The 20,628-nt window shown below is 36.3% G+C and carries 25 protein-coding genes, 1 pseudogene and 1 other annotated feature; of the genes and pseudogenes, 20 read left to right on the top strand and 6 right to left on the bottom strand.

The window, feature by feature from the left end:
• Positions 1-244 precede the first annotated feature (244 nt).
• Positions 245-439 carry a hypothetical protein gene (locus AC3WOM_RS03870; RefSeq protein ID WP_492445086.1) on the bottom strand — a complete coding sequence of 65 codons (195 nt, stop codon included), beginning with the start codon at positions 437-439 and terminating at the stop codon, positions 245-247.
• A gap of 229 nt (positions 440-668) precedes the next feature.
• Between AC3WOM_RS03870 and AC3WOM_RS03865 the strand changes: the two genes are divergently transcribed.
• The 9 genes from AC3WOM_RS03865 to AC3WOM_RS03825 all read left to right on the top strand — a co-directional run bounded on the left by AC3WOM_RS03865 (position 669) and on the right by AC3WOM_RS03825 (position 9,826).
• Positions 669-1,643, top strand: a complete 975-nt coding sequence (locus AC3WOM_RS03865; RefSeq protein WP_492445085.1) for a PstS family phosphate ABC transporter substrate-binding protein — start codon at positions 669-671, stop codon at positions 1,641-1,643.
• A 64-nt stretch (positions 1,644-1,707) separates the two neighbouring features.
• Positions 1,708-2,655 (top strand): phosphate ABC transporter permease subunit PstC, encoded by a 948-nt coding sequence (gene pstC / locus AC3WOM_RS03860; RefSeq protein WP_427541659.1) that lies wholly within the window; start codon positions 1,708-1,710, stop codon positions 2,653-2,655.
• Positions 2,656-2,662: 7 nt separating this feature from the next.
• Positions 2,663-3,541, top strand: a complete 879-nt coding sequence (gene pstA / locus AC3WOM_RS03855) for a phosphate ABC transporter permease PstA (RefSeq protein WP_427541674.1) — start codon at positions 2,663-2,665, stop codon at positions 3,539-3,541.
• A gap of 13 nt (positions 3,542-3,554) precedes the next feature.
• The gene (pstB, locus tag AC3WOM_RS03850) at positions 3,555-4,388 is read left to right on the top strand and encodes a phosphate ABC transporter ATP-binding protein PstB (RefSeq protein ID WP_492445083.1); all 834 of its coding nucleotides are present in this window, start codon (positions 3,555-3,557) and stop codon (positions 4,386-4,388) included.
• A gap of 13 nt (positions 4,389-4,401) precedes the next feature.
• A complete protein-coding gene (gene phoU / locus AC3WOM_RS03845) occupies positions 4,402-5,061 on the top strand; it encodes a phosphate signaling complex protein PhoU (RefSeq protein ID WP_427541653.1) in 660 nt (219 codons plus the stop codon).
• A gap of 305 nt (positions 5,062-5,366) precedes the next feature.
• Entirely contained in the window at positions 5,367-6,239 is an 873-nt protein-coding gene (locus AC3WOM_RS03840; RefSeq protein WP_492445082.1) for a vWA domain-containing protein, read from the top strand.
• A 71-nt stretch (positions 6,240-6,310) separates the two neighbouring features.
• On the top strand, positions 6,311-7,384 hold the full coding sequence (locus AC3WOM_RS03835) for a mechanosensitive ion channel family protein (RefSeq protein ID WP_492445080.1): 1,074 nt from the start codon (positions 6,311-6,313) through the stop codon (positions 7,382-7,384).
• Between the two features lie 39 nt (positions 7,385-7,423).
• Positions 7,424-7,631: a binding site (T-box leader), on the top strand.
• 240 nt (positions 7,632-7,871) lie between these two features.
• A complete protein-coding gene (gene trpE, locus AC3WOM_RS03830) occupies positions 7,872-9,257 on the top strand; it encodes an anthranilate synthase component I (protein WP_492445078.1) in 1,386 nt (461 codons plus the stop codon).
• Positions 9,254-9,826 (top strand): anthranilate synthase component II, encoded by a 573-nt coding sequence (locus AC3WOM_RS03825; protein ID WP_492445076.1) that lies wholly within the window; start codon positions 9,254-9,256, stop codon positions 9,824-9,826. Before trpE ends, AC3WOM_RS03825 begins: the two co-directional genes overlap by 4 nt.
• Positions 9,827-9,878: 52 nt before the next feature.
• On the opposite strand, the gene AC3WOM_RS03820 is transcribed toward AC3WOM_RS03825, so the two are convergent.
• Together AC3WOM_RS03820 and AC3WOM_RS03815 are read right to left on the bottom strand one after the other, a co-directional pair.
• Positions 9,879-10,370 (bottom strand): hypothetical protein, encoded by a 492-nt coding sequence (locus AC3WOM_RS03820; protein WP_492445093.1) that lies wholly within the window; start codon positions 10,368-10,370, stop codon positions 9,879-9,881.
• A 3-nt stretch (positions 10,371-10,373) separates the two neighbouring features.
• Positions 10,374-10,826 carry a hypothetical protein gene (locus tag AC3WOM_RS03815; protein ID WP_427541638.1) on the bottom strand — a complete coding sequence of 151 codons (453 nt, stop codon included), beginning with the start codon at positions 10,824-10,826 and terminating at the stop codon, positions 10,374-10,376.
• 386 nt (positions 10,827-11,212) lie between these two features.
• On the opposite strand from AC3WOM_RS03815, the gene rpmG reads away from it, so the two are divergent.
• The 5 genes from rpmG to AC3WOM_RS03790 all read left to right on the top strand — a co-directional run bounded on the left by rpmG (position 11,213) and on the right by AC3WOM_RS03790 (position 14,581).
• On the top strand, positions 11,213-11,362 hold the full coding sequence (rpmG, locus tag AC3WOM_RS03810) for a 50S ribosomal protein L33 (protein WP_008408521.1): 150 nt from the start codon (positions 11,213-11,215) through the stop codon (positions 11,360-11,362).
• Positions 11,363-11,461: 99 nt separating this feature from the next.
• Positions 11,462-11,593 carry a hypothetical protein gene (locus AC3WOM_RS03805; protein WP_492445074.1) on the top strand — a complete coding sequence of 44 codons (132 nt, stop codon included), beginning with the start codon at positions 11,462-11,464 and terminating at the stop codon, positions 11,591-11,593.
• A 15-nt stretch (positions 11,594-11,608) separates the two neighbouring features.
• Complete coding sequence (locus AC3WOM_RS03800; RefSeq protein WP_427541635.1) at positions 11,609-12,193, top strand: 5-formyltetrahydrofolate cyclo-ligase; 585 nt, start codon at positions 11,609-11,611, stop codon at positions 12,191-12,193.
• Position 12,194: 1 nt separating this feature from the next.
• Positions 12,195-12,407: a YqgQ family protein gene (locus AC3WOM_RS03795; protein WP_427541632.1), complete on the top strand. Its 213-nt coding sequence runs from the start codon at positions 12,195-12,197 to the stop codon at positions 12,405-12,407.
• A gap of 278 nt (positions 12,408-12,685) precedes the next feature.
• Complete coding sequence (locus AC3WOM_RS03790; RefSeq protein WP_427541629.1) at positions 12,686-14,581, top strand: LTA synthase family protein; 1,896 nt, start codon at positions 12,686-12,688, stop codon at positions 14,579-14,581.
• A gap of 355 nt (positions 14,582-14,936) precedes the next feature.
• Here the strand turns inward: AC3WOM_RS03790 and AC3WOM_RS03785 are convergent, their stop codons facing one another.
• On the bottom strand, positions 14,937-15,116 hold the full coding sequence (locus tag AC3WOM_RS03785; RefSeq protein WP_427541623.1) for a DUF2759 domain-containing protein: 180 nt from the start codon (positions 15,114-15,116) through the stop codon (positions 14,937-14,939).
• Positions 15,117-15,285: 169 nt separating this feature from the next.
• Here AC3WOM_RS03785 and AC3WOM_RS03780 point away from each other — a divergent pair, with 169 nt between their 5' ends.
• From AC3WOM_RS03780 to yidC, 3 genes are all read left to right on the top strand, one after another.
• Positions 15,286-15,930 (top strand): MBL fold metallo-hydrolase, encoded by a 645-nt coding sequence (locus AC3WOM_RS03780; RefSeq protein ID WP_427541620.1) that lies wholly within the window; start codon positions 15,286-15,288, stop codon positions 15,928-15,930.
• Between the two features lie 62 nt (positions 15,931-15,992).
• Positions 15,993-16,253, top strand: coding sequence for a hypothetical protein (locus AC3WOM_RS03775; protein ID WP_427541617.1), 261 nt, complete (start codon positions 15,993-15,995; stop codon positions 16,251-16,253).
• Between the two features lie 30 nt (positions 16,254-16,283).
• Positions 16,284-16,934 (top strand): membrane protein insertase YidC, encoded by a 651-nt coding sequence (yidC, locus tag AC3WOM_RS03770; protein ID WP_492445071.1) that lies wholly within the window; start codon positions 16,284-16,286, stop codon positions 16,932-16,934.
• Between the two features lie 101 nt (positions 16,935-17,035).
• Here the strand turns inward: yidC and AC3WOM_RS03765 are convergent, their stop codons facing one another.
• Positions 17,036-17,278, bottom strand: a complete 243-nt coding sequence (locus tag AC3WOM_RS03765; protein ID WP_024361272.1) for a DUF2626 family protein — start codon at positions 17,276-17,278, stop codon at positions 17,036-17,038.
• Positions 17,279-17,396: 118 nt separating this feature from the next.
• Positions 17,397-18,107: a helix-turn-helix transcriptional regulator gene (locus AC3WOM_RS03760; protein WP_492445070.1), complete on the bottom strand. Its 711-nt coding sequence runs from the start codon at positions 18,105-18,107 to the stop codon at positions 17,397-17,399.
• 326 nt (positions 18,108-18,433) lie between these two features.
• Between AC3WOM_RS03760 and comGA the strand changes: the two genes are divergently transcribed.
• The 3 genes and pseudogenes from comGA to AC3WOM_RS03745 form a co-directional block, all read left to right on the top strand.
• Positions 18,434-19,453, top strand: coding sequence for a competence type IV pilus ATPase ComGA (gene comGA / locus AC3WOM_RS03755; protein ID WP_492445068.1), 1,020 nt, complete (start codon positions 18,434-18,436; stop codon positions 19,451-19,453).
• Complete coding sequence (gene comGB / locus AC3WOM_RS03750) at positions 19,431-20,504, top strand: competence type IV pilus assembly protein ComGB (protein WP_492445067.1); 1,074 nt, start codon at positions 19,431-19,433, stop codon at positions 20,502-20,504. Before comGA ends, comGB begins: the two co-directional genes overlap by 23 nt.
• A 10-nt stretch (positions 20,505-20,514) precedes the next feature.
• A pseudogene (locus AC3WOM_RS03745) lies at positions 20,515-20,595 on the top strand (prepilin-type N-terminal cleavage/methylation domain-containing protein); the annotation flags it as partial.
• Positions 20,596-20,628 lie beyond the last annotated feature (33 nt).

The raw sequence follows: 20,628 nt of genomic DNA, 5'->3' as shown, positions 1-20,628 counted from the left end.
GCTCATCGGACGCCCCCAGGAAAGCACTCAGTCGGAACGGAGATCAACCCCTCGTTTTGAAAAAGGGCTATACTTTTAAATTTGTCACCTTGATTTCATTGACATAATAGTATTTCAACAACATGAAACCGCTAGGCATCTCGATGCTCTAGCGGTTTTTATCTGTCATGATATAGAAAACACGGTATGAAAGGTAGAGTCTGCATACCGTATTTTCTTCTATATAATAGTGCATATAAAAATCTTATGCAGATAATTGTTGAATAGCTAATTCAAATTGTTGCTTTGGCTTTTTTCCGTAAAGCTCTATATTATTACAGAAATAGGACTCAACCATAAAATCAACAGCTTCCAGTAAAGAGAATTCTCGATGTTCCATTACGAGTGTTAGATATGTTTTGAAGTAATCGGCATTTTGTACTTTTACATGCTTAATCACAAAGTCAAACTCCTCTTCTATTAATTCATGACACAATTGCTTATTATAGCATCTTTCAATAAGGAAGCAAGTATTTGCAATTGTAAATTCTTCTTTACAATCGTTTACAAAGCATTACATTCCTTTACGTCTCTTTTACGAACTGTTTATACGACTTCAACAATCAAACATTATAGTAAAGATTGTAAGACAAACAACTATAAAAAAGTTAGTGACGGAGGCAAATGAGATGAAAAAGTGGAAGTACTTAACGATGACAGCGGTAATGGGTTCAGCTTTAATGCTTGGTGCATGTGGCAGTGATTCTGCACAAAATGGTAACAACGCAGAAACAAAAACACCAGCAAGCTCAGAACAAGACACTGCTGACAAAAAACTGCAGGGGGCTGTAGCTGGAGATGGTTCATCAACAGTAGCACCAATTATTGAAGCAGTTGTTGAAGAGTATGCAGGAACTCAACCAGATGTCAAAGTATCGGTAGGTGTTTCTGGTACTGGTGGTGGCTTTGAAAAATTCATCGCAGGTGAGACAGACTTTTCAAACGCATCTCGTCATGTAAAGGATGAAGAGAAAGCAAAATTGGAACAAGCAGGAATTGCTTTTACAGAGCTTCCTTTAGCATATGATGGTATTTCAGTAGTCGTGAATCCTGAAAACGATTGGGCGAAGGATTTAACAGTAGATCAATTAAAGAAAATTTGGGTTGAAGATGGTACAGCTAAAAAATGGTCTGACATTGATCCATCATGGCCAGATGAAAAAATCGTGTACTACTCACCAGGTACTGACTCAGGTACGTATGATTACTTTGACGAAGTAGTGTTAGATGGTGCTGATCTAGCAAGTTCAGCAACATTATCAGAGGATGATAACATGTTAGTTCAAGGTATTGCAGGCGATAAAAATGCTATTGGCTTCTTCGGCTATGCGTACTACTTAGAAAATAAAGATAAATTAAACATTGTCAAAGTTAATGGTATTGAACCAACAAGCGACACGATTGAAACAGGTAAATATGCACCACTATCACGTCCACTATTTGTTTATGTGAAAAATAGTGCCATGAAAGATAATGAAGCGGCATATGATTTCATTAAATTTACGCTTGAGCATGGTGGAGATATGGCAAATGCAGTTGGCTATGTTAGTCTACCTGAAGAAAAATATACAGAAACTTTAAAAACATTAGAAGGCTTAAAATAAGAAGACATGCATAGAGGGAAAGAGATGTATGCTCTTTCCCTCTCTTATTTGAAAGGAGTACCCAATGGTTTCTCAAAAAGAAAATAAGACAACATCTGTGCAGCAATTAATTGCAAATTCGCGCAATCATAAAACAAAGAAAATAGTGGAAAAAGCAATGCCAGCTCTATTATTTTCTGCAGCTCTTATCTCTATATTGACAACATTTGGCATTGTTTTCACACTAATTTTTGAAACGTTCGAATTCTTTAAACGTGTGTCGATTACGGATTTCCTTTTTGGTACACAGTGGCTACCCTTTTCAGGAAAGGAACCATTATTTGGGATTTTGCCTTTAATTGCTGGTACATTGAAGGTAACACTTATTTCTATAGTTGTTGCAGTACCATTTGGTATTGCTTCAGCTATCTATTTAAGTGAATATGCAAGTGAAAAAATAAGACGTACTGTGAAGCCTATTTTGGAAGTATTAGCAGGTGTACCAACAATCGTTTATGGATTCTTTGCATTAACATTTGTTACACCAATGCTGCAGCAAATTATTCCAGGATTAAAACTATTTAATGCACTAAGTCCAGGAATCGTAGTTGGAATTATGATTTTACCAATGATTACATCACTTTCTGAGGATGCTATGTCCTCTGTTCCAAATAGTATGCGTGAAGGAGCTTTAGCTCTAGGTGCAACAAAATTTGAGGTTTCTATTAAGGTGGTATTACCAGCAGCATTATCAGGTATAATCGCTTCAGTTGTTCTAGCTATTTCCCGGGCAATTGGTGAAACAATGATTGTTTCGCTTGCAGGAGGATCTACACCGAAATTTGATTTAGATGTGACTGACTCCATTCAGACCATGACTGCTTATATAGTACAAGTTGCAACAGGTGATGCTGGATATGGTACAACAATTTATTACTCCATTTATTCAGTTGGGTTCACATTATTCATCTTTACGTTAGTGATGAATTTACTTGCTCACTATATATCGAAACGCTTTAGGGAGGTTTACTAGCATGAGCATGCGCTATATTGATGACAAGGTCGTCATGAAACGAATGACAAAGCGTATTACATTTAATAAAGTCTGGAAAATATTTTTCCTTTTAGCAACTACATTTGCTTTAGTGACTTTAGCTATTTTACTTTATCGAATTGTTACACAAGGTATTGATTATTTAACTTTCGATTTTTTGAAGAATTATGCATCACGTTTTGCTGATAAAGCTGGTATCAAGGCAGCTCTGATAGGTTCTCTTTGGTTGATGGGAGTTGTCGCACCAGTATCCATTATTTTGGGTGTTGGAACAGCAATCTATTTAGAAGAGTATGCTAAGAAAAATAAATTAAATGACTTTATTCGTATGAATATTTCTAACTTAGCAGGTGTGCCTTCCATCGTTTTTGGTTTATTGGGATTAACAATTTTTGTTCGTATGCTGGGATTAGGAAAAAGTGTTTTAGCAGCTGGTTTAACAATGAGCTTATTAATTTTACCTGTTATCATTGTGGCAGCACAGGAAGCGATTCGTGCAGTACCAAGCGAACAACGAGAAGCATCATATGGGATGGGAGCAACGAAATGGCAAACGATTGTACGCGTTGTATTACCAGCTGCCATTCCTGGGATTTTAACGGGTAGTATATTAGCATTGTCTCGAGCTATTGGTGAAACAGCACCGCTTGTTGTTCTAGGGATTCCTGTTATCTTGCAATTTTTACCTAATAGTTTATTAAGTCAATTCACGGCTTTACCTATGCAAATTTACGATTGGGCAAAACGTCCTCAAGAGGCATTTCAATATGTTGCGGCAGCCGGTATTTTAGTCTTGATGTCAGTGCTTTTATTGATGAACTCTATTGCAATTTTTATTCGAAATAAATTCCAAAAACGTTATTAATGAGGTGACCTTTATGGTAATAGATTTTCAAGAGGAAAAATCAGTTGTCAAATCGATTCAACCGACTTCTAAGCTTTCAGCTGATGTTACTAAAAATATAGTATATGATACACGTAATTTAAATTTATGGTATGGAGATCATCATGGCTTAAAAGATGTCAATTTAAGCATCTATGAAAATGAAGTGACTGCTATTATTGGTCCATCAGGTTGTGGTAAATCTACGTATTTAAAAACGCTAAATCGAATGGTAGAGCTAGTGCCGATCGTGCGCACATCTGGAGAAATTATCTATCGTGAGCGTAATATTTTAGATAAAAACTACACAGTAGAAGAATTACGTACACGTGTAGGAATGGTGTTCCAAAAGCCAAACCCATTCCCAAAATCTATTTATGATAATATCGCCTACGGTCCGCGTATCCATGGTATTAAAAATAAAAAGATTCTTGACGAAATTGTTGAGAAATCATTACGTGGTGCGGCGATTTGGGATGAGGTAAAGGATCGTTTAAATCAAAATGCATATGGCTTATCAGGTGGTCAGCAACAACGTATTTGTATTGCTCGTTGTTTAGCCATTGAACCAGACGTTATTTTAATGGATGAGCCTACATCTGCACTTGATCCTATCTCAACTTTAAAAGTAGAGGAACTTGTTCAGGAGCTGAAAAAGGATTACTCGATTGTCATCGTTACACATAATATGCAGCAAGCAGCACGAATTTCTGATCAAACAGCATTTTTCTTAAGTGGAGAGGTTGTTGAATACGATAAAACAGACGTTATCTTCCAGACACCTGCGGATCAACGTACTGAAGATTATATATCCGGTCGTTTCGGTTAAGGAGGAGTCAAAAATGGTCGTACGTGAACGTTTTGAGCAGGAATTAAAAGAAGTGCAAGCGCAATTTGTTGAGATTGCTACGAGCAGTATCAATGCTTTAAAGCTAGCATTTCAAGCATTAATAGAGCAAGATTTAGAGAAATCCCTAAAAATTCTTGAAGATGATTTAGTGATTAATCGGCTTGAGGAAGCCATTAATGATCATGTGATTTTACTGATTGCCAAGCAACAGCCTGTAGCTACTGATTTACGTCGTCTTATGGTATTAGTGAAAGCTGCCTCTGATATGGAAAGAGTAGGAGATTATGCAGTTAATATTGCCAAAGAAACAATTCGCATCGGAAAAGAGCCGCTAGTCTTTTCTACTACGAATTTACAAACGATGTGTAATAAAACAGTAGAGATGCTAGAGAGTGTTATTAAAGCCTTTACTGAGGAAGATACGGTTCATGCAAAAGAAATTGCAGAATTAGATGATTATATCGATGATTTATATGGCGCGACAATCACACTTTTACTTCGTGCAGGAGCTGAAAACCCAGCTCATATTTCCCAAATCACACACTTAACTTTTGTTTGCCGATATTTAGAGCGCTCAGCGGATCATGCCACAAATATTGCAGAACATTTATTTTACTTAGTTAAGGGCAAACATTATGAACTAAATAATTAATGCAAAGAAGAGCCAGCAATAAAGCTCTTCTTTTTTTATCTTCATTTGGCAGATATTTACTGTACGAAAGCAGAGCGACAGCAACAAATGTTTTTGTGCCGAAAGTGAAGCATTAAGCACAGAATACTTATACCTCGAGATGAATGCATTTTTTTCTATTCAGAATTCCTAGAAAAGAACATGATAGCAGCAACATAATTCGTCAAAATAGCGTCAAATACTAGGGTGGATTTGTATTGTCAAAAAATTATTTTGGTTATACTATAGACATTATTTAATTAAATATGCGAAGGAGGTGCTGCTTCGTGAAAGACGCTGTAGATTCACTCATCGAAAAATTTGCTATTGGTATCACATCAGAGCAACGTGACTATTTACGCTTTCTATATGAAAACTTACATCTTGAAGAATTAAGTGACAAGGAACAGCATTATTTTGTTAATTATTTTTACAAAAGTGAAACATTACGAAATATGGCAGTATTTGCACTTGAATTGGCTGATATCATGCTAGAAATTCAAGAAAATATACCAGCGATTGAGCAAGCAGAGCGATTAGCCAATGGGAAAGAGCAGCGCTCATATTACGAGCATAAGTGGGAGGATGTAAGACGTCAAAAGCTAAAGCATCAAACAAAAAAAGATGGAAATATCCTATATGTTCCATTTAATGAATATAAAAAAGATCCTGGTCCGATTATTATCTGCCTTGAACAATCAACGGGTATGGAAGCATATACGGAGTTATGTAAAAGTATGATTTTACCATTGTTTATGAGTGCACATCGTGAGCATAGAGATTTATATATCGTTCCCTACGATTATCAAATTCATGTACACTACCGCTTTGAAAATGGTCATTTGAATTTATCCGATTTTAAGGATTTTATTGAATACAAGGCAAAGGGAGAAGCTGCAATACTTCCTGTATTACATTTTGTGAAAGGCTTACTACAGGAAAATCAACATTGCGGTGAAGCTGAGATTATTATCTTTACTGAAGGAATGCCTATTGATGGTCAGCATCTAGTTGGAAAGCAAGCAAAAACAATGCTAGAGGAATTAAAGAGCAAGTATCACGCTGAATTTTCGGTTATAGCTATGCATGAGCATAATTTTAATGAGCAGCAATTTTGGTTTGCCAATAAGGCCTTTTTTGCAGATGATGCTATTCAATAACAATAAGAGCTGATCGTCAAGGTGATTGGCTTTTATTGTGTGCAAATACATAGTAGTTAGAGGAGAAAAATATGGATTTATTGAAATGGTTAATGCCATCTAGCTTTACTGTACTGACGTGGATGGATGTAATTATAGCTATCGCTCTTTGTGGGATAGGTTGGCTCTTTCAGTATTTTGTTATAAAGAAAATAATTAATCAGATTGTTGTATTTTTAGAAAAACGTCAACGTAACTTTCAGGCAACGGTGCTAGCACAATTTAATAAGGCAATTCGATATGCATTTATGGTTTCCGTCATTGTAATCAGCTTATCCTATTTGATAGATGTTCCTTTATTCACACATAAAGCGTCTAAAAATTTCGTGTTGTCGATTATTGTTTTCTTCGCTTTTAAAGGAGTATATGATGTTTTGAATTTTTATACAAAACAACCTTTGCAACTAAATGGTGAAGAGGAAGCGAATGTCCTATTACCTTTTTTTCTTCGTATAGGAAAAGTGCTAATCATGATTTTTGCTATGTTTACCATTGCTTCCTTTTGGAATTTTAATTTAAATGGCTTTTTAACAGGAATTGGCTTAACTGGTGTAGCAATTGCCTTTGGTATTCGGGACACGCTAGCACATGTTTTTGGTGGAATGTCAGTTGCTTTGGATAACCCATTTAAAATTGGCGATTGGATTGCAACAGAGGACCAAAAAATTGAAGGAACGATTGAGGATATAAACCTTCGTAGTACATTAATTCAAACAGGTGATAAAGGGCTTGTATATGTACCGAATTCTTATTTAGTCAATCGTCCAATTTATAATTTATCGAGACGAGAAAAACGAAAATGTGAGCATTTTTTATATGTCGCTGCTGAAAATGAGGAAGAATCCATACGCAGTGCCTTAAGTGCCATTCAAAAAGAAATTTATTTGCATAATAAGACTGAAAAGGAAATGATTCATGTCTTTATCGATGAATTTTATCCGAGCTATTACCGTGTCCTTGTGCGTTTTTATGTGGCAAGCAATGAAATGGCTGTCATGCTAGATACACGTCAGGATATTTTATTTGCGATTCGTCAAATCATTGAGGAATTACAAATTGTGTTAGTAAATCCAACAGAAGATGAATGGTTTGGTACTAAAAAATAGTTTGAATTGTTAGTTTTTTTAGTTTACAATGAAGGTGAGTAATCAGCTTTGATGAAGAGTAGTAGCTATTATTATTTGTTATAGAGAGCTAGTGGTTGGTGGAAACTAGTGCAAATGAATGGCGAATGGACTTCGGAGCTCTAATCCTGAAAAAAGTATGGATTAGCGTTTGCCTGCGTTATAAGGCTTAGAGTGGGTCTTTATAGGAGACCAATGAAGGTGGCACCACGGCTTTTCCGTCCTTTTGTGATGGAAAGGCCTTTTTATTTTGATTCAGCAGCTCTTTACTGTGCGACAGCAGTAGATTTTTCCTGTGCCGAAAGTGAAGCGTCTGGTGCAAAATACTTCCATTTCTACAGATGGAGAGAGGGATGCTGATGAGGAGCTTTTCAAGCGAGCTTGAAAAAGTCCAGACACAATTACGTTGAGGCGTAATTGATATGTTTTAAGGTGTAGAAGAGTAGAGCCTAGAGAAGGAGAGAGAATTATGACAGTTGAGCTTAGAACGTATACTATGAAAGTATTACAAGGGGATATGATGACGCCAATCTCCGTCTATCAATCACTTGAAGGAAAGCATAAAATGCTTTTCGAATCGTCAGCCAAGCATGAGGAAAGTGGTCGATATTCATTTATCGCCGTCAACCCAATTGCAGAATTAATTGGCGATCAAAATGGTTATTCTTTTACCAAAGATCGTCATACAGAAAAGGGAAGCGAAAATGTACTTGTTAAATTAAAGCAGGTAATGCCGTTCCATCAAGAGGATTATCCTTTTGCCTTTTTTGGGGGCGCCATTGGTTTCTTTGGATATGAAACCGCTTTTTATACAGAGAGAATAGGTGAATACTTACAGGATGATTTAGAAATGCCTGACGTCCATATCTTTTTCTATGATACCTTTATTGTGTTTGATCATTTAAAGCAGGAGATTACATTGGCAGCTATTGATTTATTTGTTGAGGGACGTTCTCTTGAAGAAATGAAAGATGAGATCAATAGGATTGAGGAACAGCTATACGCTGGAGCGAGTTATGAGGAAATGCAGCTTGGAGAGCTAGATTTCAAGCCAATGATTGCAAAAGAGCAATTTATCGCATTAGTTGAACGTGCGAAACAGCATATTCTTAAAGGTGATATATTCCAAATTGTTTTATCCCAACGCTTCACCTCATCCTTTACTGGAAATCCATTCGCCTTATATCGTCAATTGCGTACATCTAACCCATCGCCATATATGTTCTATATGGATTATGGAACGTACACTATTTTGGGCACCTCTCCAGAAAGTCTAGTGAAGGTAAAAGATCGCAGAGTAACGACAAATCCTATTGCTGGTACAAAACCTAGAGGTCAAACAGTGGAGCAGGATAAGGCTATAGCAGAGGGCTTATTAAATGATGAAAAAGAAATTGCTGAACATCGGATGTTAGTGGATTTAGGTCGCAATGATTTAGGCCGAATTTCAAAAATTGGAACAGTAAAGCTTGTAAAGTATATGAATATTGAGCGATATAAGCATGTTATGCATATCGTGTCAGAGGTTATCGGAGAATTACGTGAGGATGTGCATGTTTTGGATGTTCTTCGTGCCTGTCTTCCTGCAGGTACAGTATCAGGTGCACCGAAAATTCGTGCTATGCAGCTTATCAATGAGCTAGAGCCCGTGAAGCGTGGTGTTTACGCTGGCGCAGTTGGCTATATTTCTACAACTGGGGATATGGATTTAGCACTGGCTATTCGTACAATGATTATTAAGGATCAACATGCCCATGTTCAGGCAGGTGCAGGTATTGTGTACGACTCTGTGCCATTGTCTGAATACGAGGAAACATTGAATAAAGCACGCGCGCTATTGGAGGTAAAAAAATGATTCTACTAATCGATAACTATGATTCTTTTACTTATAATTTATATCAGCAAATATCAATGCTTGGAAAGGAAGTAAAAGTAGTACGTAATGACGAGCTTACTGTAGCTGATATCGAGAGCATGCAGCCAGAGGCGATTATATTATCCCCTGGCCCAGGAACGCCAACTGAAGCCGGAATAACAGTGGATGTAGTAAAAGAGCTTTATAAAAGGTTTCCGATTTTAGGTATTTGTCTTGGACACCAATCTATTGGGCAGGCTTTCGGAAGTAATATTGTGCAAGCTAAAAATATAATGCATGGTAAACTATCTACACTTCAATATGAAAAATCAGGATTATTTGCACAATTAGACGGGGAAATTGAGGTCATGCGTTACCATTCGCTTATTATTGAACAGAGCACCCTACATGAGGAGTTTAAAATTTTAGCAACCTCTAGTGATGATGGCGAAATTATGGCAATACAACATAAGAATTATCCGCTTTTTGGTCTGCAATTCCATCCAGAATCTATTGGAACAGAAGAGGGCGGTCTCATGATGCAAGCCTTCTTAGAACAGATTTCATAAAGTAAATAGAAAAGGCTGTCACTAATATCTTTTATTGACAGCCTTTTCTTATTTATTGTTTTTTTCCTGTAATTAGCTTTGCAATTTCCTCTAAGGACATTGAAGAATTGACCTCATAGGAACCAATTTGTAAGCTTCGTGAGTATTTTGCATTGGCAAGTAAGAGCTCCATCTCCACACTATTGTCAATGATACCGCCATCTTCCAGCTTTTTTGCTACAGTATATGGTGCCATGCCACTATAAATTTGAAGCGTCATAGTAGCTGCGTTGTTAGAGCCGTCAACGGACTTATTTATATCCTTCGATTCAGATGGATTAGGTTTCTCAGTATTTTCTTTAGGAACCTGTTTTATTTGCTCCTTTAACGAAGTAATTTCTTGATTTGCCTGTGCAAGCTTTTTTTGTAGTTCCTCTACTTGCTTCCCATTTGAGGAAGCTTTCGTCGGTAGACCGATATTGAAATCGAAACGAGTAGCTAAAGCTAGTAAAGCACCCACAAGAAATAAGGCAATGCCGAATGAGCGGATCGCAGACCTATTCATCAATTATCGACCTCCGTTTGCAATCACTTGTCGGACTTGTTCCTCAGTTAAATTAGAGCGAATACTTATATCTGCTACGGACATACCCTGCTTATTGAGTTCAAGCACCTGACTTACAATAATTTGATGGATGGGTTTTGTTTTGGTAGCTACTTGACCATTTTTGGATACTTGAGCTGCTTGTTGCACAGCTTGCATGACCTGTTGAACCTTTGGATTTGAGACTGAGTTATTTATTGCTGACGGTGTTTTAACCTGAAACTCCGGCTCAAGCAGCAGTTCCTCTTCGACAATTTTAAGTCGTCGCTTTAGATTGTTGGTTTCCTGGAAAATGGAGATTGATAATTCTTCTACATCCTGTTCGACTTTTTTTGCATTATTTTTGAAAAAGAACGATACAATGATTAGAACAATACCTACACTCATAAGTATGATGGATAAATCCAATAGTCTCACCTCATTAAAGTATGTAATTATCCTGCATAACCTAGTAAATTATCTGTACCAAAAGGGAAGCATCAGGTACAAGACTCCCACTTCAATTTAAGTGAGGCAAAAAAACATATGTGGGAGATTATCTGCCCATAATAGCCCGATTGAGGCCAACACAATGTTAGTCACACAAGCGTTTCCGCAGGATGAGGAGTACTTAGCTTGTGTTTCTCTAACAATCAGTGGGAATGGGAAAACCCCATTGATAAAAGTCACTTTATAAGGTATTTTACCATATGCAAACTTAATATGAAATGAAGGTAGATTTTTTTTCAGTTTGTGTTATAATAGGTTAGTCGTATAAATCATGCTCAAATTTAAATTCTTGATATAGAGTGGGAGGGTTAATGATGCGCGTAAACATTACTTTAGCTTGCACAGATTGCGGCGAACGTAACTACATTTCTAAAAAGAACAAGCGTAACAATCCAGAGCGTCTTGAACTTAAAAAATATTGCTCTCGCGAGAAGAAATACACTCTTCACCGTGAAACTAAGTAATCGCTCATTAAGCCAAAACCACAAGTGGTTTTGGCTTTCTACATTTTATCTTCATTCAGGCAGAGGTTTTTTGTATCGAAAGCATAGCGGCAGCTACAAATGTTTTCTGTAGCAAAAGCAAAGCGACAGCTACAAATGTTTTCTGTAGCAAAAGCAAAGCGACAGCTACAAATGTTTTCTGTAGCGAAAGCAAAGCGACAGCTACAATTACACCAAGTCGAAATTGATTAAGGGAGGTAGCTTGGCTTGGATAAAACAACATTACGAAACAAGGTAAAGGAAGCGCTTGCAACTATGAGTGAAACAGCTTATCATGAGCAGTCTTTAGCTATAGTAAAAAAGGTGCTACAGGAACCATATATAATAGAGGCAAATACAATTGGTATTACAATTTCCAATAAACCAGAAGTCGACACGCTTCATCTTATAAACGAATTATGGCAGCTTGGTAAAAAAGTTGCAGTTCCAAAATGTAACCCAAAAACAAGAGAAATGACATTTTACATTATTAATTCTTTTGAACAGTTAGAAACTGTGTATATGCATTTGCGTGAGCCGATTCCAGAAAAATGTGAGTTTGTTGACGCAAATGAGATGAATGTCCTACTTGTTCCAGGAGTTGTTTTTGATCAATATGGCTATCGAATAGGCTATGGCGGTGGTTATTATGACCGCTATATATTAAACTATAAAAAGGGTAAGCTCATGTCATTGCTATTTGACGAGCAGCTAGTTGATCGTGTTCCTACAGAAGTACATGATTGCCCAGTAGATATCATTGTGACATCCACAATACGTATAGATTGTGCTGCACAACGAGGAGCGAATTAAAATGGATAAAATGTTAGATATTTATGAATTATTGAAAACATATGGTACTTATATTTATACACGTGATCCCATTGGAGATTTAATGCTAATGGAGGATGAAATTCGTGAATTGTATAAAGCAAATGTGCTTGATATTAAAGATTACCAAATGGCATTGTTACTAATTCGACAAGAAACTACAAAACTTCGTATGAAAGAAAATAATCAATCGTGATTGAAAGATTACGAAATTGGGTATTGTAAAAATAGTGTAACAACTTTGTAATATTCTAAGAAACAGTGGCTTTCCACTGTTTTTATGATTTTATGAAACTTTTTACAATGCAAAACGTATATATAAGTATCTGGCGCATAGAAGAGTAAGGAGAAGAGTTTTCCAAAAATATATCTGTTGATTATCTGTAAAAAAAGGATTAAGATATATTTTGTTTCAGTAACAAATTGTTAAAAATTATTATTTTTTTGTGTAAGAAAGTAGGGAGGATGTTAGGAATGAAATCAATTAAGTGGCCTAAACATTCATTTATGATACTAGCAATTGTAGCAACTTGGATAAAAACGGTCATTGTTTATCACACAAGCTTTGAGATGAAAATTGAAAATGCGATGCAACAATTTATCTTGTTTATTAATCCGTTAAGTTTCTTACTCTTTGCTTATGGATTAGCATTGTTCTTTAAATCAACAAAGGCTAAAAACCGATTTATTATTACTGTCAGTGTTCTTTTATCAATAGTCTTATATGGAAATGTGGCGTTCTATCGTTTCTACAATGACTTTATTACATTACCGGTATTATTCCAGACAAGTAATTTCAGCGATTTAGGAACTTCTGTAGCAGCTATTGTAAGCCCATGGGATTTATTGTATTTTGTTGATGTACTAATTCTAATTTTAGCTAATAAATATGTACCTAGAATGAAAGAAGCAGTAAAAGTCAACGTTGAATTCCGTCGTGCGTTCTTCGTATTAGCAATTGCTATGTCTTTCTTAAACTTAGGGCTAGCAGAAACAGAGCGTCCACAACTGTTAACACGTAGCTTTGACCGCGAATTACTTGTGAAAAACATTGGTACGTACAACTACCACTTGTATGATATTTATATTCAATCAAAATCTTCTGCTCAACGTGCATTAGCGGATGGTAGTGAGCTAGTAGAAGTGAATAACTATATTCGCTCTAACCAGGCAGCCATTAACCCTGAAATGTTTGGAGAGTACAAAGGGCGTAACTTAATTGTTGTGTCAATGGAATCTTTACAAAACTTTGTTATTAATAATCAGATGGATGGTCATGAAGTTACACCATTCTTAAACTCTTTAACAAAAGATAAAGATACGTTTTATTTCAGTAATTTCTACCACCAAACTGGCTTAGGAAAAACATCTGATTCAGAATTTATTTTAGAAAACTCATTGTTCGGCTTAGGACGTGGTGCAGTATTCTTCACACATGGTGGGAATACGTACAACTCAATGGCTGAGCGTCTTGGAGAAAACGGCTACTTTACAAATGTCATGCATCCAAATAATAAATCATTCTGGAACCGTGATATGATGTATCAATCTTTAAATATCGATAAATTCTATGATATAGATTCATATACGATTGGCGAAGGGCAAGCTGTCAACTGGGGAATGAAAGATGTCCCATTTGTAGAGCAATCTGCAGCATTAATGAAAGATATGCCACAGCCATTCTATTCTCGACTAATTACATTAACGAACCACTATCCATTCACATTGGATCCGGATGATGTTATGATTCCTGAATATACTTCGAATTCAGGTACATTAAATCGCTACTTCCAAACGGTTCGTTATATGGACGAAGCACTGAAAGACTTCTTCCAAAGCTTAAAAGATCAAGGCGTATATGATAACTCTATTATCGTAATGTATGGTGACCATTATGGTATTTCTGAAAACCATAACAAGGCGATGGCACAGTATTTAGGAAAAGAAAGCATTACACCATTTGATAATGCACTGCTACAAGAAGTACCTTTATTCATCCATATCCCTGGAGCTGGCGATGGTAAAGAAATGACTGAGGTAGCTGGACAAATGGATTTACGTCCAACAATCTTACATCTTCTTGGCGTTGAAACGTCAAAAGACATGCAAATGGGCGCAGACTTATTCTCACCAGAGCATGAAGACTTTGTTGTATTCCGTGACGGTCGATTTATAACAGATAAATATGTTTATGCTGGTGAGGCTTGCTATGACAAAGCTACCGGTGAAGAGGTTGATGGCGAGCCATGTCAGCCATATGCTGATCGAGCTACAATGGAATTAGAAAATTCCGATGCCATCATCAACGGCGACTTGCTTCGATTCTATGATGAAAAGACTGGGAATTTGAAACAAGATGCTGTGAAATAACATAAAGAGGGATCTCTACTTATATGGAGATCTCTCTTTTTGTATTTCAGGAAAAAGGGGAGAAATGCTCGGGTAGTGAAGGAAACCGCTCAGGGAACGCGGGAAACTGCTCGGTTATTATGGAAACCGCTCAGATGAAAGAAAAACTCGCTCGGGTAGCAAAGAAAAATGCTCAGGTGAATGAGAAATACGCTCGGAAAGCAATGCAAACTTCTCGGATGAAAAGGAGACTCACCTAATTAAAAAAATTCATTCAGATAGTCAAAAAAGTAGGTTTATGGCTCCCCATCAATAATGATATAGATAGAAAAAGAGCAGCCTCATAATAGAGACTGCTCTTTTTTCTGTCTAGATTTTAGTGTAATTTTGGTGGGTAACCGCTATGAACGATTGTCATGATGACGAACCAACCGAATACTACAGCACTTAATAAGTTGAAAACAACACTTAAAAGGTTCTTTTCTTTAATTGCTTGGAATGTACCAACTACAGCGAAAATCGCTACTAGACCAAAAATAACCATTAATAAGTTCATTAAAAATTGACACTCCTTTCGACATCAGAAAATGAATGTCGTAAACAATATTCCTCCTTAATTGTAAACGTTCTACCTGTTTTTGTCGAGAACTAAAATAGCGTAAACTATGAACATTTATCGTCAAATTGTGGCAAAGGCTGTATAATAGGAAATTGAGGTGATGACAATGATGAACGTACGAAGTTATTCACTTGGACCCGTCCAAACGAATTGTTATATCGTATCGAATAAAGAGAAGGAATGCTTAATATTTGATCCAGGAGAGGAAGCGCAGCGAATTATTAAAGCTATACGCAGTAATGGTTTAACGCCATTGGCTATTTTTTTAACACATGCACATTTTGATCATATTGGTGCAGTGGATGCAGTCCGTGAAGCTTTTAATATTCCCGTATGGATCCATGAAAAAGAAGTTAGCTGGTTAGGAGATCCATCAAAGAATGGCTCTAGCAAATATGCGGCTTTACCAGATTATGTTGTTGCTGCACCAGCTGAAGAAAATATAATAAAAGAAGAGCGTCTATTTGAAATAAACGGTTTTGTATTTAAAGCAATTTTTACACCAGGTCATTCACCTGGCAGTATTTCGTATATATTTGAACATGATGGTTTTGCTATTGTGGGAGATACGCTATTTGAACAAGGTGTAGGAAGAACCGATTTAATTGGCGGTTCAACAAAGGTACTTCTTGCATCCATCCATGATAAATTATTAACTTTACCAGAGGATACGATTGTCTATCCTGGTCATGGCAATTACACGACCGTTGGAGCGGAAATGGAGACAAATCCCTTTTTAAATGGATTTTAAAAAACGATAGAAAAATTAAACAATTTTATTTATTTGTGCTAAAATAAACTTAGGTGATGTAGATGGAATTGATTTTACTTTTATCGCTGATTACTGATTTTAATTACTTAATTCAACATAGTCCGTTTATTAAAGTATACATCTATACTATATTTGATAAAATTTCTGTTTTTGATACTAATTTTGATGTAACGATTGATTTAACAGTCAATGTAAGTTTTGAAACAAAGATGTATTTATCTCATATCACACTTAATAAATGGCTGAGAACAGTAATTTACAGTAAATCCGATAATGATGAGGAATTAGTATCCCTTTTATAAGAAAAATTATAAAAGGGGAGATAATCATTAATGCTTGAATTATTAACACAACCATTGACAAATTTGTTAGAGGCTTTTTTTCATTTTACAGGGAGCTATGTTTTTGCAATCGTACTTCTTACAGTGCTTATACGTTTAATTCTAATGTATCCAAATTTCAAGTCTTTTAAATCCCAACAGGTGGTTACGCAAACTACCGAAGGGAATAAGGAGCAATTATTAGCTTTACAAACAAAGTTAAGCCAAGCTAAAACAGATGAAGAACGTAAAGAGTATCAACTGCAAATGTCTCGATTAATGATGGAGAACTTTTCAGGCATGAAAACGGGATGTCTAACAGCGCTTATACAATTTCCGATTTTAACTGGCTTGTATTTAACCATTTCTAAAAACAATGCTATTATGCATGAGAGCTTGTTATGGTTTAATCTTGGTTCTGCAGATATTTTTATGGCAGCTTTTGCAGGTTTAGCGATGATGATTCAAATGTATTTATCATTTAAGCTAGCAGGAAATAGTAATCCACAAATGAAAATGATGATAGGGATCATGCCAGCTATGATCGTATTCTCATCTCTATTCATGCCATCAGCCATCCCATTCTATTGGACTGTGTCCTCTATGTGGATGATTATACAAACGATTGTGTTTAATAAATATAAACCTAAACTAACCTCATAAAATATAAATCCCCCTAACCTAAGGGGGATTTTATTATGCTCATAAAAGATAGAAACAAAAAAGGCGTGTCTCATATTTTGAGACACGCAATTTTCTCTGTATTAATGACCGCCACCAGGTACGTGAATAAATGTTGTATAGTACGTGAAGCCAGCGAAGAATACAGTTAAATATGCTCCGAAAATGTACATGTACATACGTTCTGAAAGGTTTAAGAAGCCTAATAATAAGAATAAACCTGTATTACCTACGAATAATAGCGATACCTCGTTCATACCACCAAGGTAGAACATAACTGCAAAAATACCTGTCCAGAATGCCATAACTTTATACATATTATCCATGAAATTTCCCCTCCTTTTGCCCACGACACAATAATCTCTTACTCATTATAAATGATATGAAAGGTGTCTGTAAACTGGAACTTCTCCTTCTTTGTGACAAACAAATGGAATTTTTAAATTAACGATCTAATTCTGTCACGTTTATTTCATATTTACATAAATCACAATTATGTATCATGCTTTCAATCTGTATAAATTCATTACTAGAAAATAATGCATCTAACTGACCCTTTAGATAGGATTCATGTAAAGAACATACAATTTCTGAATGGGTAGTAAGCTGTTCCTGGAACGGACAATTAAATATGGAGAATATCACCTTTTTGCCATGCTCTGTTTGCTGTATTTGCGGGATATAGCCAATTAATGCAGCATTGTCTGTTAATAGTTGAAGCTTTTGGTCGAAGGAAAGGGTATTATTTAATTTTAACTCAGCACTTACATAATTCTTCATTTGCTGGAATCCGTCTTGGTAGCCGATGTCCATGCATTTTGTTAAAGCAGATGGGCCAAATTCTTGAATCAATTGAATTGTCCACTTTAATAGTCGATCCTCATCCCGTCTTGGGAATGTTAATGATACCCCTTTTTCGGAAGCCTTATATACGCGGCCAGGTCGCCCGCCCTTACCAGTCTTGGCAAAATCAGCAGTAATTATATTAATTTCTGAAAGTTTTGTTAAGTGCAGGCGTGCAACGTTCGGATGAATGCTGAATTTATCAGCAATATTTTGAACAGTTACTGTTTTTCTCTCTTTCAATATGTACTCATAAATCGAGTATCTAGTTTCATCGGCTAATGTACTAGTAATCTTTAATGGATGGATCATTTGCTTCACCTCAATTTTATTTTTCAAATACTATTTAGTCTACCAAGTGTTAGTAAAAAAATCATGTTGATTCTATTATATTGTATTATTGAAAAAGATACAGTTCCTTTCGGCATAAATATTAACTTTTTCATGTAAGGATGTTCTTTTTTAGTGGAAATTTGCAAGTTATCCACATTTTTATAACAAAAACCTAAATTGTTAGGCGTTTTAATAGCAAATTTTTATTTTGAGAAAAGGGCTTTTCTCGTGACATATTCATCACTATACTAGGAAATAACGAATAGGGCGGTCATATTCGAATGAAGTAGAAGAGAGGTGCAAATGTGCAGAATTTCGAAACAGTTGTCGAACAAAAATGTGAGCAGCTTTTACTAAGGGCTTATCATTTCGGTGCATCAGATTTATTATTAGTACCCGAAATGGAACGGTACCGTCTGTATTTTCGGAAATACGATAAGCTGCTTCAGGCTGGTGAATTACCGAACGATCTGGCAGAACGGATGATTTCCTTCTATAAATTTTTGGCAGCCTTAGATATTAGTGAGCGTCGCAAACCCCAAAGCGGCTCCTTTCAAAAATCAATGGAGAAAGATCCATTTGCCTTTCGTGTATCTACACTTCCCTCAGTGTTTTTAAAAGAAAGTCTGATTATCCGACTTCTTCTACAAAATCATACATTCCCACTTACTTCTTTATGTTATTCCAAATTCGCAGCGAACATCTTAATGGAGCTCGTGAAACATCAGCAAGGGCTTCTATGTTTTACAGGAGCAACCGGGTCTGGAAAATCGACATCGTTATATTCACTCATTCATTATTGCTCAACAGAATTACATCGTCATGTTATCTCCTTGGAAGATCCTGTAGAAAATAATCAAGCGAATCTTCTTCAAATTCAAGTAAATGAACGAGCTGGTGTTACATATGCTGCCGGTTTAAAGGCTATATTACGCCACTCACCTGATGTCATTATGATTGGTGAAATACGTGATAAAGAAACTGCCAAAATCGCAATAGAGGCTTCCTTAACAGGTCATTTAGTGGTAAGCACCATCCATGCTAAGGATTCGGTAAGTTGTCTTTATCGACTGATCGACTTAGGTGTTTCTGTCGAAGAGCTTCGTCAAACGATAATAGGGATTGTTGCTCAAATACTTCTCCAGTCGCCAATCATTCAGGAAGAGCGCCGTGCATTGTTTGAAATATTAAGCGATGTTCATCTTCAAGAGGCCATCAAAGCAATCATGCAAAATACTAGCTATGAGCTGCCACGTGATTTAACACTTGCAGGTCAAAGAGATTTAATAGAGGGGCAAATATATGCAGCTACGAAAATACACTGACAAGATGTTAGTAGAATACAATAAGGCTACAAAGTGGCGGGTAAAGGATCAAGCACATTTCTTCAGTCGATTAAGTGTGTTAATGCAGGAAGGTTATTTATTTCCTCAAGCGATTTCAATCCTTTTACCACACCATATTGAGGCACATGAGGAAATTCAGCAACGGATCGACGAAAAACTTAGGCAAGGGATAGGTGTTACAGGGATTTTGGAAACATTACGGCTTGCAAAGCATCATTTAGTGGCGATTACGGTTGCGGAAAATAATGGTCATATGATTGAGGCCATAAAAGGAGTAGCAAAGCAAATGGCTGTAAGTGAGGCGACCAAGAAAAAATTAATGAAGCTGCTCTTATACCCAGTAGTACTCATACTATTTTTGCTGCTATTGTTTTTTGTATTTCGTACAGTATTTTTTCCAAATATAGAAAAAATGATTTCAAGTCGAACTACTAGCAATGATCAAACAATGGTTGAGCTATCAAAAATGTTCTTGCACTTCCCTGATGCTCTTGTCGTTTCAGGTATAGCTATAGTTGGTGGTATTGTATTTTTTCAGCTTTATCTTAAACGCCAGCCAATTGCTCGCCAGTTAAAAGTTATCTCAAAAATCCCATTTATCCAAATTTATGTGCGACTATCTTTAACGAGACAATTTGCTGCCTATTTAGGGAGTCTACTAGAAAGTGGTTTTTCCTTACAGGCCAGTCTGCAAATCTTGGAAGAACAGAAATTACAGCCACTTTTACAGCATCTGGCTCAATGCATCAAGGAGCGTGTTGTTTTTGGAGACACTTTGACACAGGCTGTTCAATTAACAGCAGTTTGGCAGAGGGATTTCTCCACTTTTGTTGAGCATGGCGAGAAAAGTGGCTATTTAGGAAAAGAGCTTTTACTCTATAGCGAATTATTGACAGACAAGCAGGAGCAATTATTGCACAGAATGCTTGCATTTGTACAGCCAACTTTTTTTATCATCATTGCTGTCTGTATCGTTGCTGCATATGTCAGTTTGTTATTACCAATTTATCACATGATTGAACTAGTCTAGGAGGATCATAATGAAAAAAATAAAGCGGCAAGCTGGATTCACGCTAATCGAAATGTTAATTGTGCTTCTAATTATTTCCATCCTAATTATACAATTCTGAAACGAATAACATGTCAATGAATGT

The organism is Lysinibacillus sp. FW301-JW8 (assembly GCF_058788755.1).
This window is presented reverse-complemented; position numbering and strand designations above follow the sequence as displayed.

What these genes read in the sequence shown, in the direction of transcription:
- AC3WOM_RS03865 (WP_492445085.1), top strand. Translation starts at nt 669, where the DNA reads ATGAAAAAGTGGAAGTACTTAACGATGACAGCGGTAATGGGTTCAGCT.
- pstC (WP_427541659.1), top strand. Translation starts at nt 1,708, where the DNA reads ATGGTTTCTCAAAAAGAAAATAAGACAACATCTGTGCAGCAATTAATT.
- pstA (WP_427541674.1), top strand. Translation starts at nt 2,663, where the DNA reads ATGCGCTATATTGATGACAAGGTCGTCATGAAACGAATGACAAAGCGT.
- pstB (WP_492445083.1), top strand. Translation starts at nt 3,555, where the DNA reads ATGGTAATAGATTTTCAAGAGGAAAAATCAGTTGTCAAATCGATTCAA.
- phoU (WP_427541653.1), top strand. Translation starts at nt 4,402, where the DNA reads ATGGTCGTACGTGAACGTTTTGAGCAGGAATTAAAAGAAGTGCAAGCG.
- AC3WOM_RS03835 (WP_492445080.1), top strand. Translation starts at nt 6,311, where the DNA reads ATGGATTTATTGAAATGGTTAATGCCATCTAGCTTTACTGTACTGACG.
- trpE (WP_492445078.1), top strand. Translation starts at nt 7,872, where the DNA reads ATGACAGTTGAGCTTAGAACGTATACTATGAAAGTATTACAAGGGGAT.
- AC3WOM_RS03825 (WP_492445076.1), top strand. Translation starts at nt 9,254, where the DNA reads ATGATTCTACTAATCGATAACTATGATTCTTTTACTTATAATTTATAT.
- AC3WOM_RS03820 (WP_492445093.1), bottom strand. Translation starts at nt 10,370, where the DNA reads ATGAATAGGTCTGCGATCCGCTCATTCGGCATTGCCTTATTTCTTGTG.
- rpmG (WP_008408521.1), top strand. Translation starts at nt 11,213, where the DNA reads ATGCGCGTAAACATTACTTTAGCTTGCACAGATTGCGGCGAACGTAAC.
- AC3WOM_RS03805 (WP_492445074.1), top strand. Translation starts at nt 11,462, where the DNA reads ATGTTTTCTGTAGCAAAAGCAAAGCGACAGCTACAAATGTTTTCTGTA.
- AC3WOM_RS03795 (WP_427541632.1), top strand. Translation starts at nt 12,195, where the DNA reads ATGGATAAAATGTTAGATATTTATGAATTATTGAAAACATATGGTACT.
- AC3WOM_RS03790 (WP_427541629.1), top strand. Translation starts at nt 12,686, where the DNA reads ATGAAATCAATTAAGTGGCCTAAACATTCATTTATGATACTAGCAATT.
- AC3WOM_RS03785 (WP_427541623.1), bottom strand. Translation starts at nt 15,116, where the DNA reads ATGAACTTATTAATGGTTATTTTTGGTCTAGTAGCGATTTTCGCTGTA.
- AC3WOM_RS03780 (WP_427541620.1), top strand. Translation starts at nt 15,286, where the DNA reads ATGATGAACGTACGAAGTTATTCACTTGGACCCGTCCAAACGAATTGT.
- AC3WOM_RS03775 (WP_427541617.1), top strand. Translation starts at nt 15,993, where the DNA reads ATGGAATTGATTTTACTTTTATCGCTGATTACTGATTTTAATTACTTA.
- yidC (WP_492445071.1), top strand. Translation starts at nt 16,284, where the DNA reads ATGCTTGAATTATTAACACAACCATTGACAAATTTGTTAGAGGCTTTT.
- AC3WOM_RS03765 (WP_024361272.1), bottom strand. Translation starts at nt 17,278, where the DNA reads ATGGATAATATGTATAAAGTTATGGCATTCTGGACAGGTATTTTTGCA.
- AC3WOM_RS03760 (WP_492445070.1), bottom strand. Translation starts at nt 18,107, where the DNA reads ATGATCCATCCATTAAAGATTACTAGTACATTAGCCGATGAAACTAGA.
- comGB (WP_492445067.1), top strand. Translation starts at nt 19,431, where the DNA reads ATGCAGCTACGAAAATACACTGACAAGATGTTAGTAGAATACAATAAG.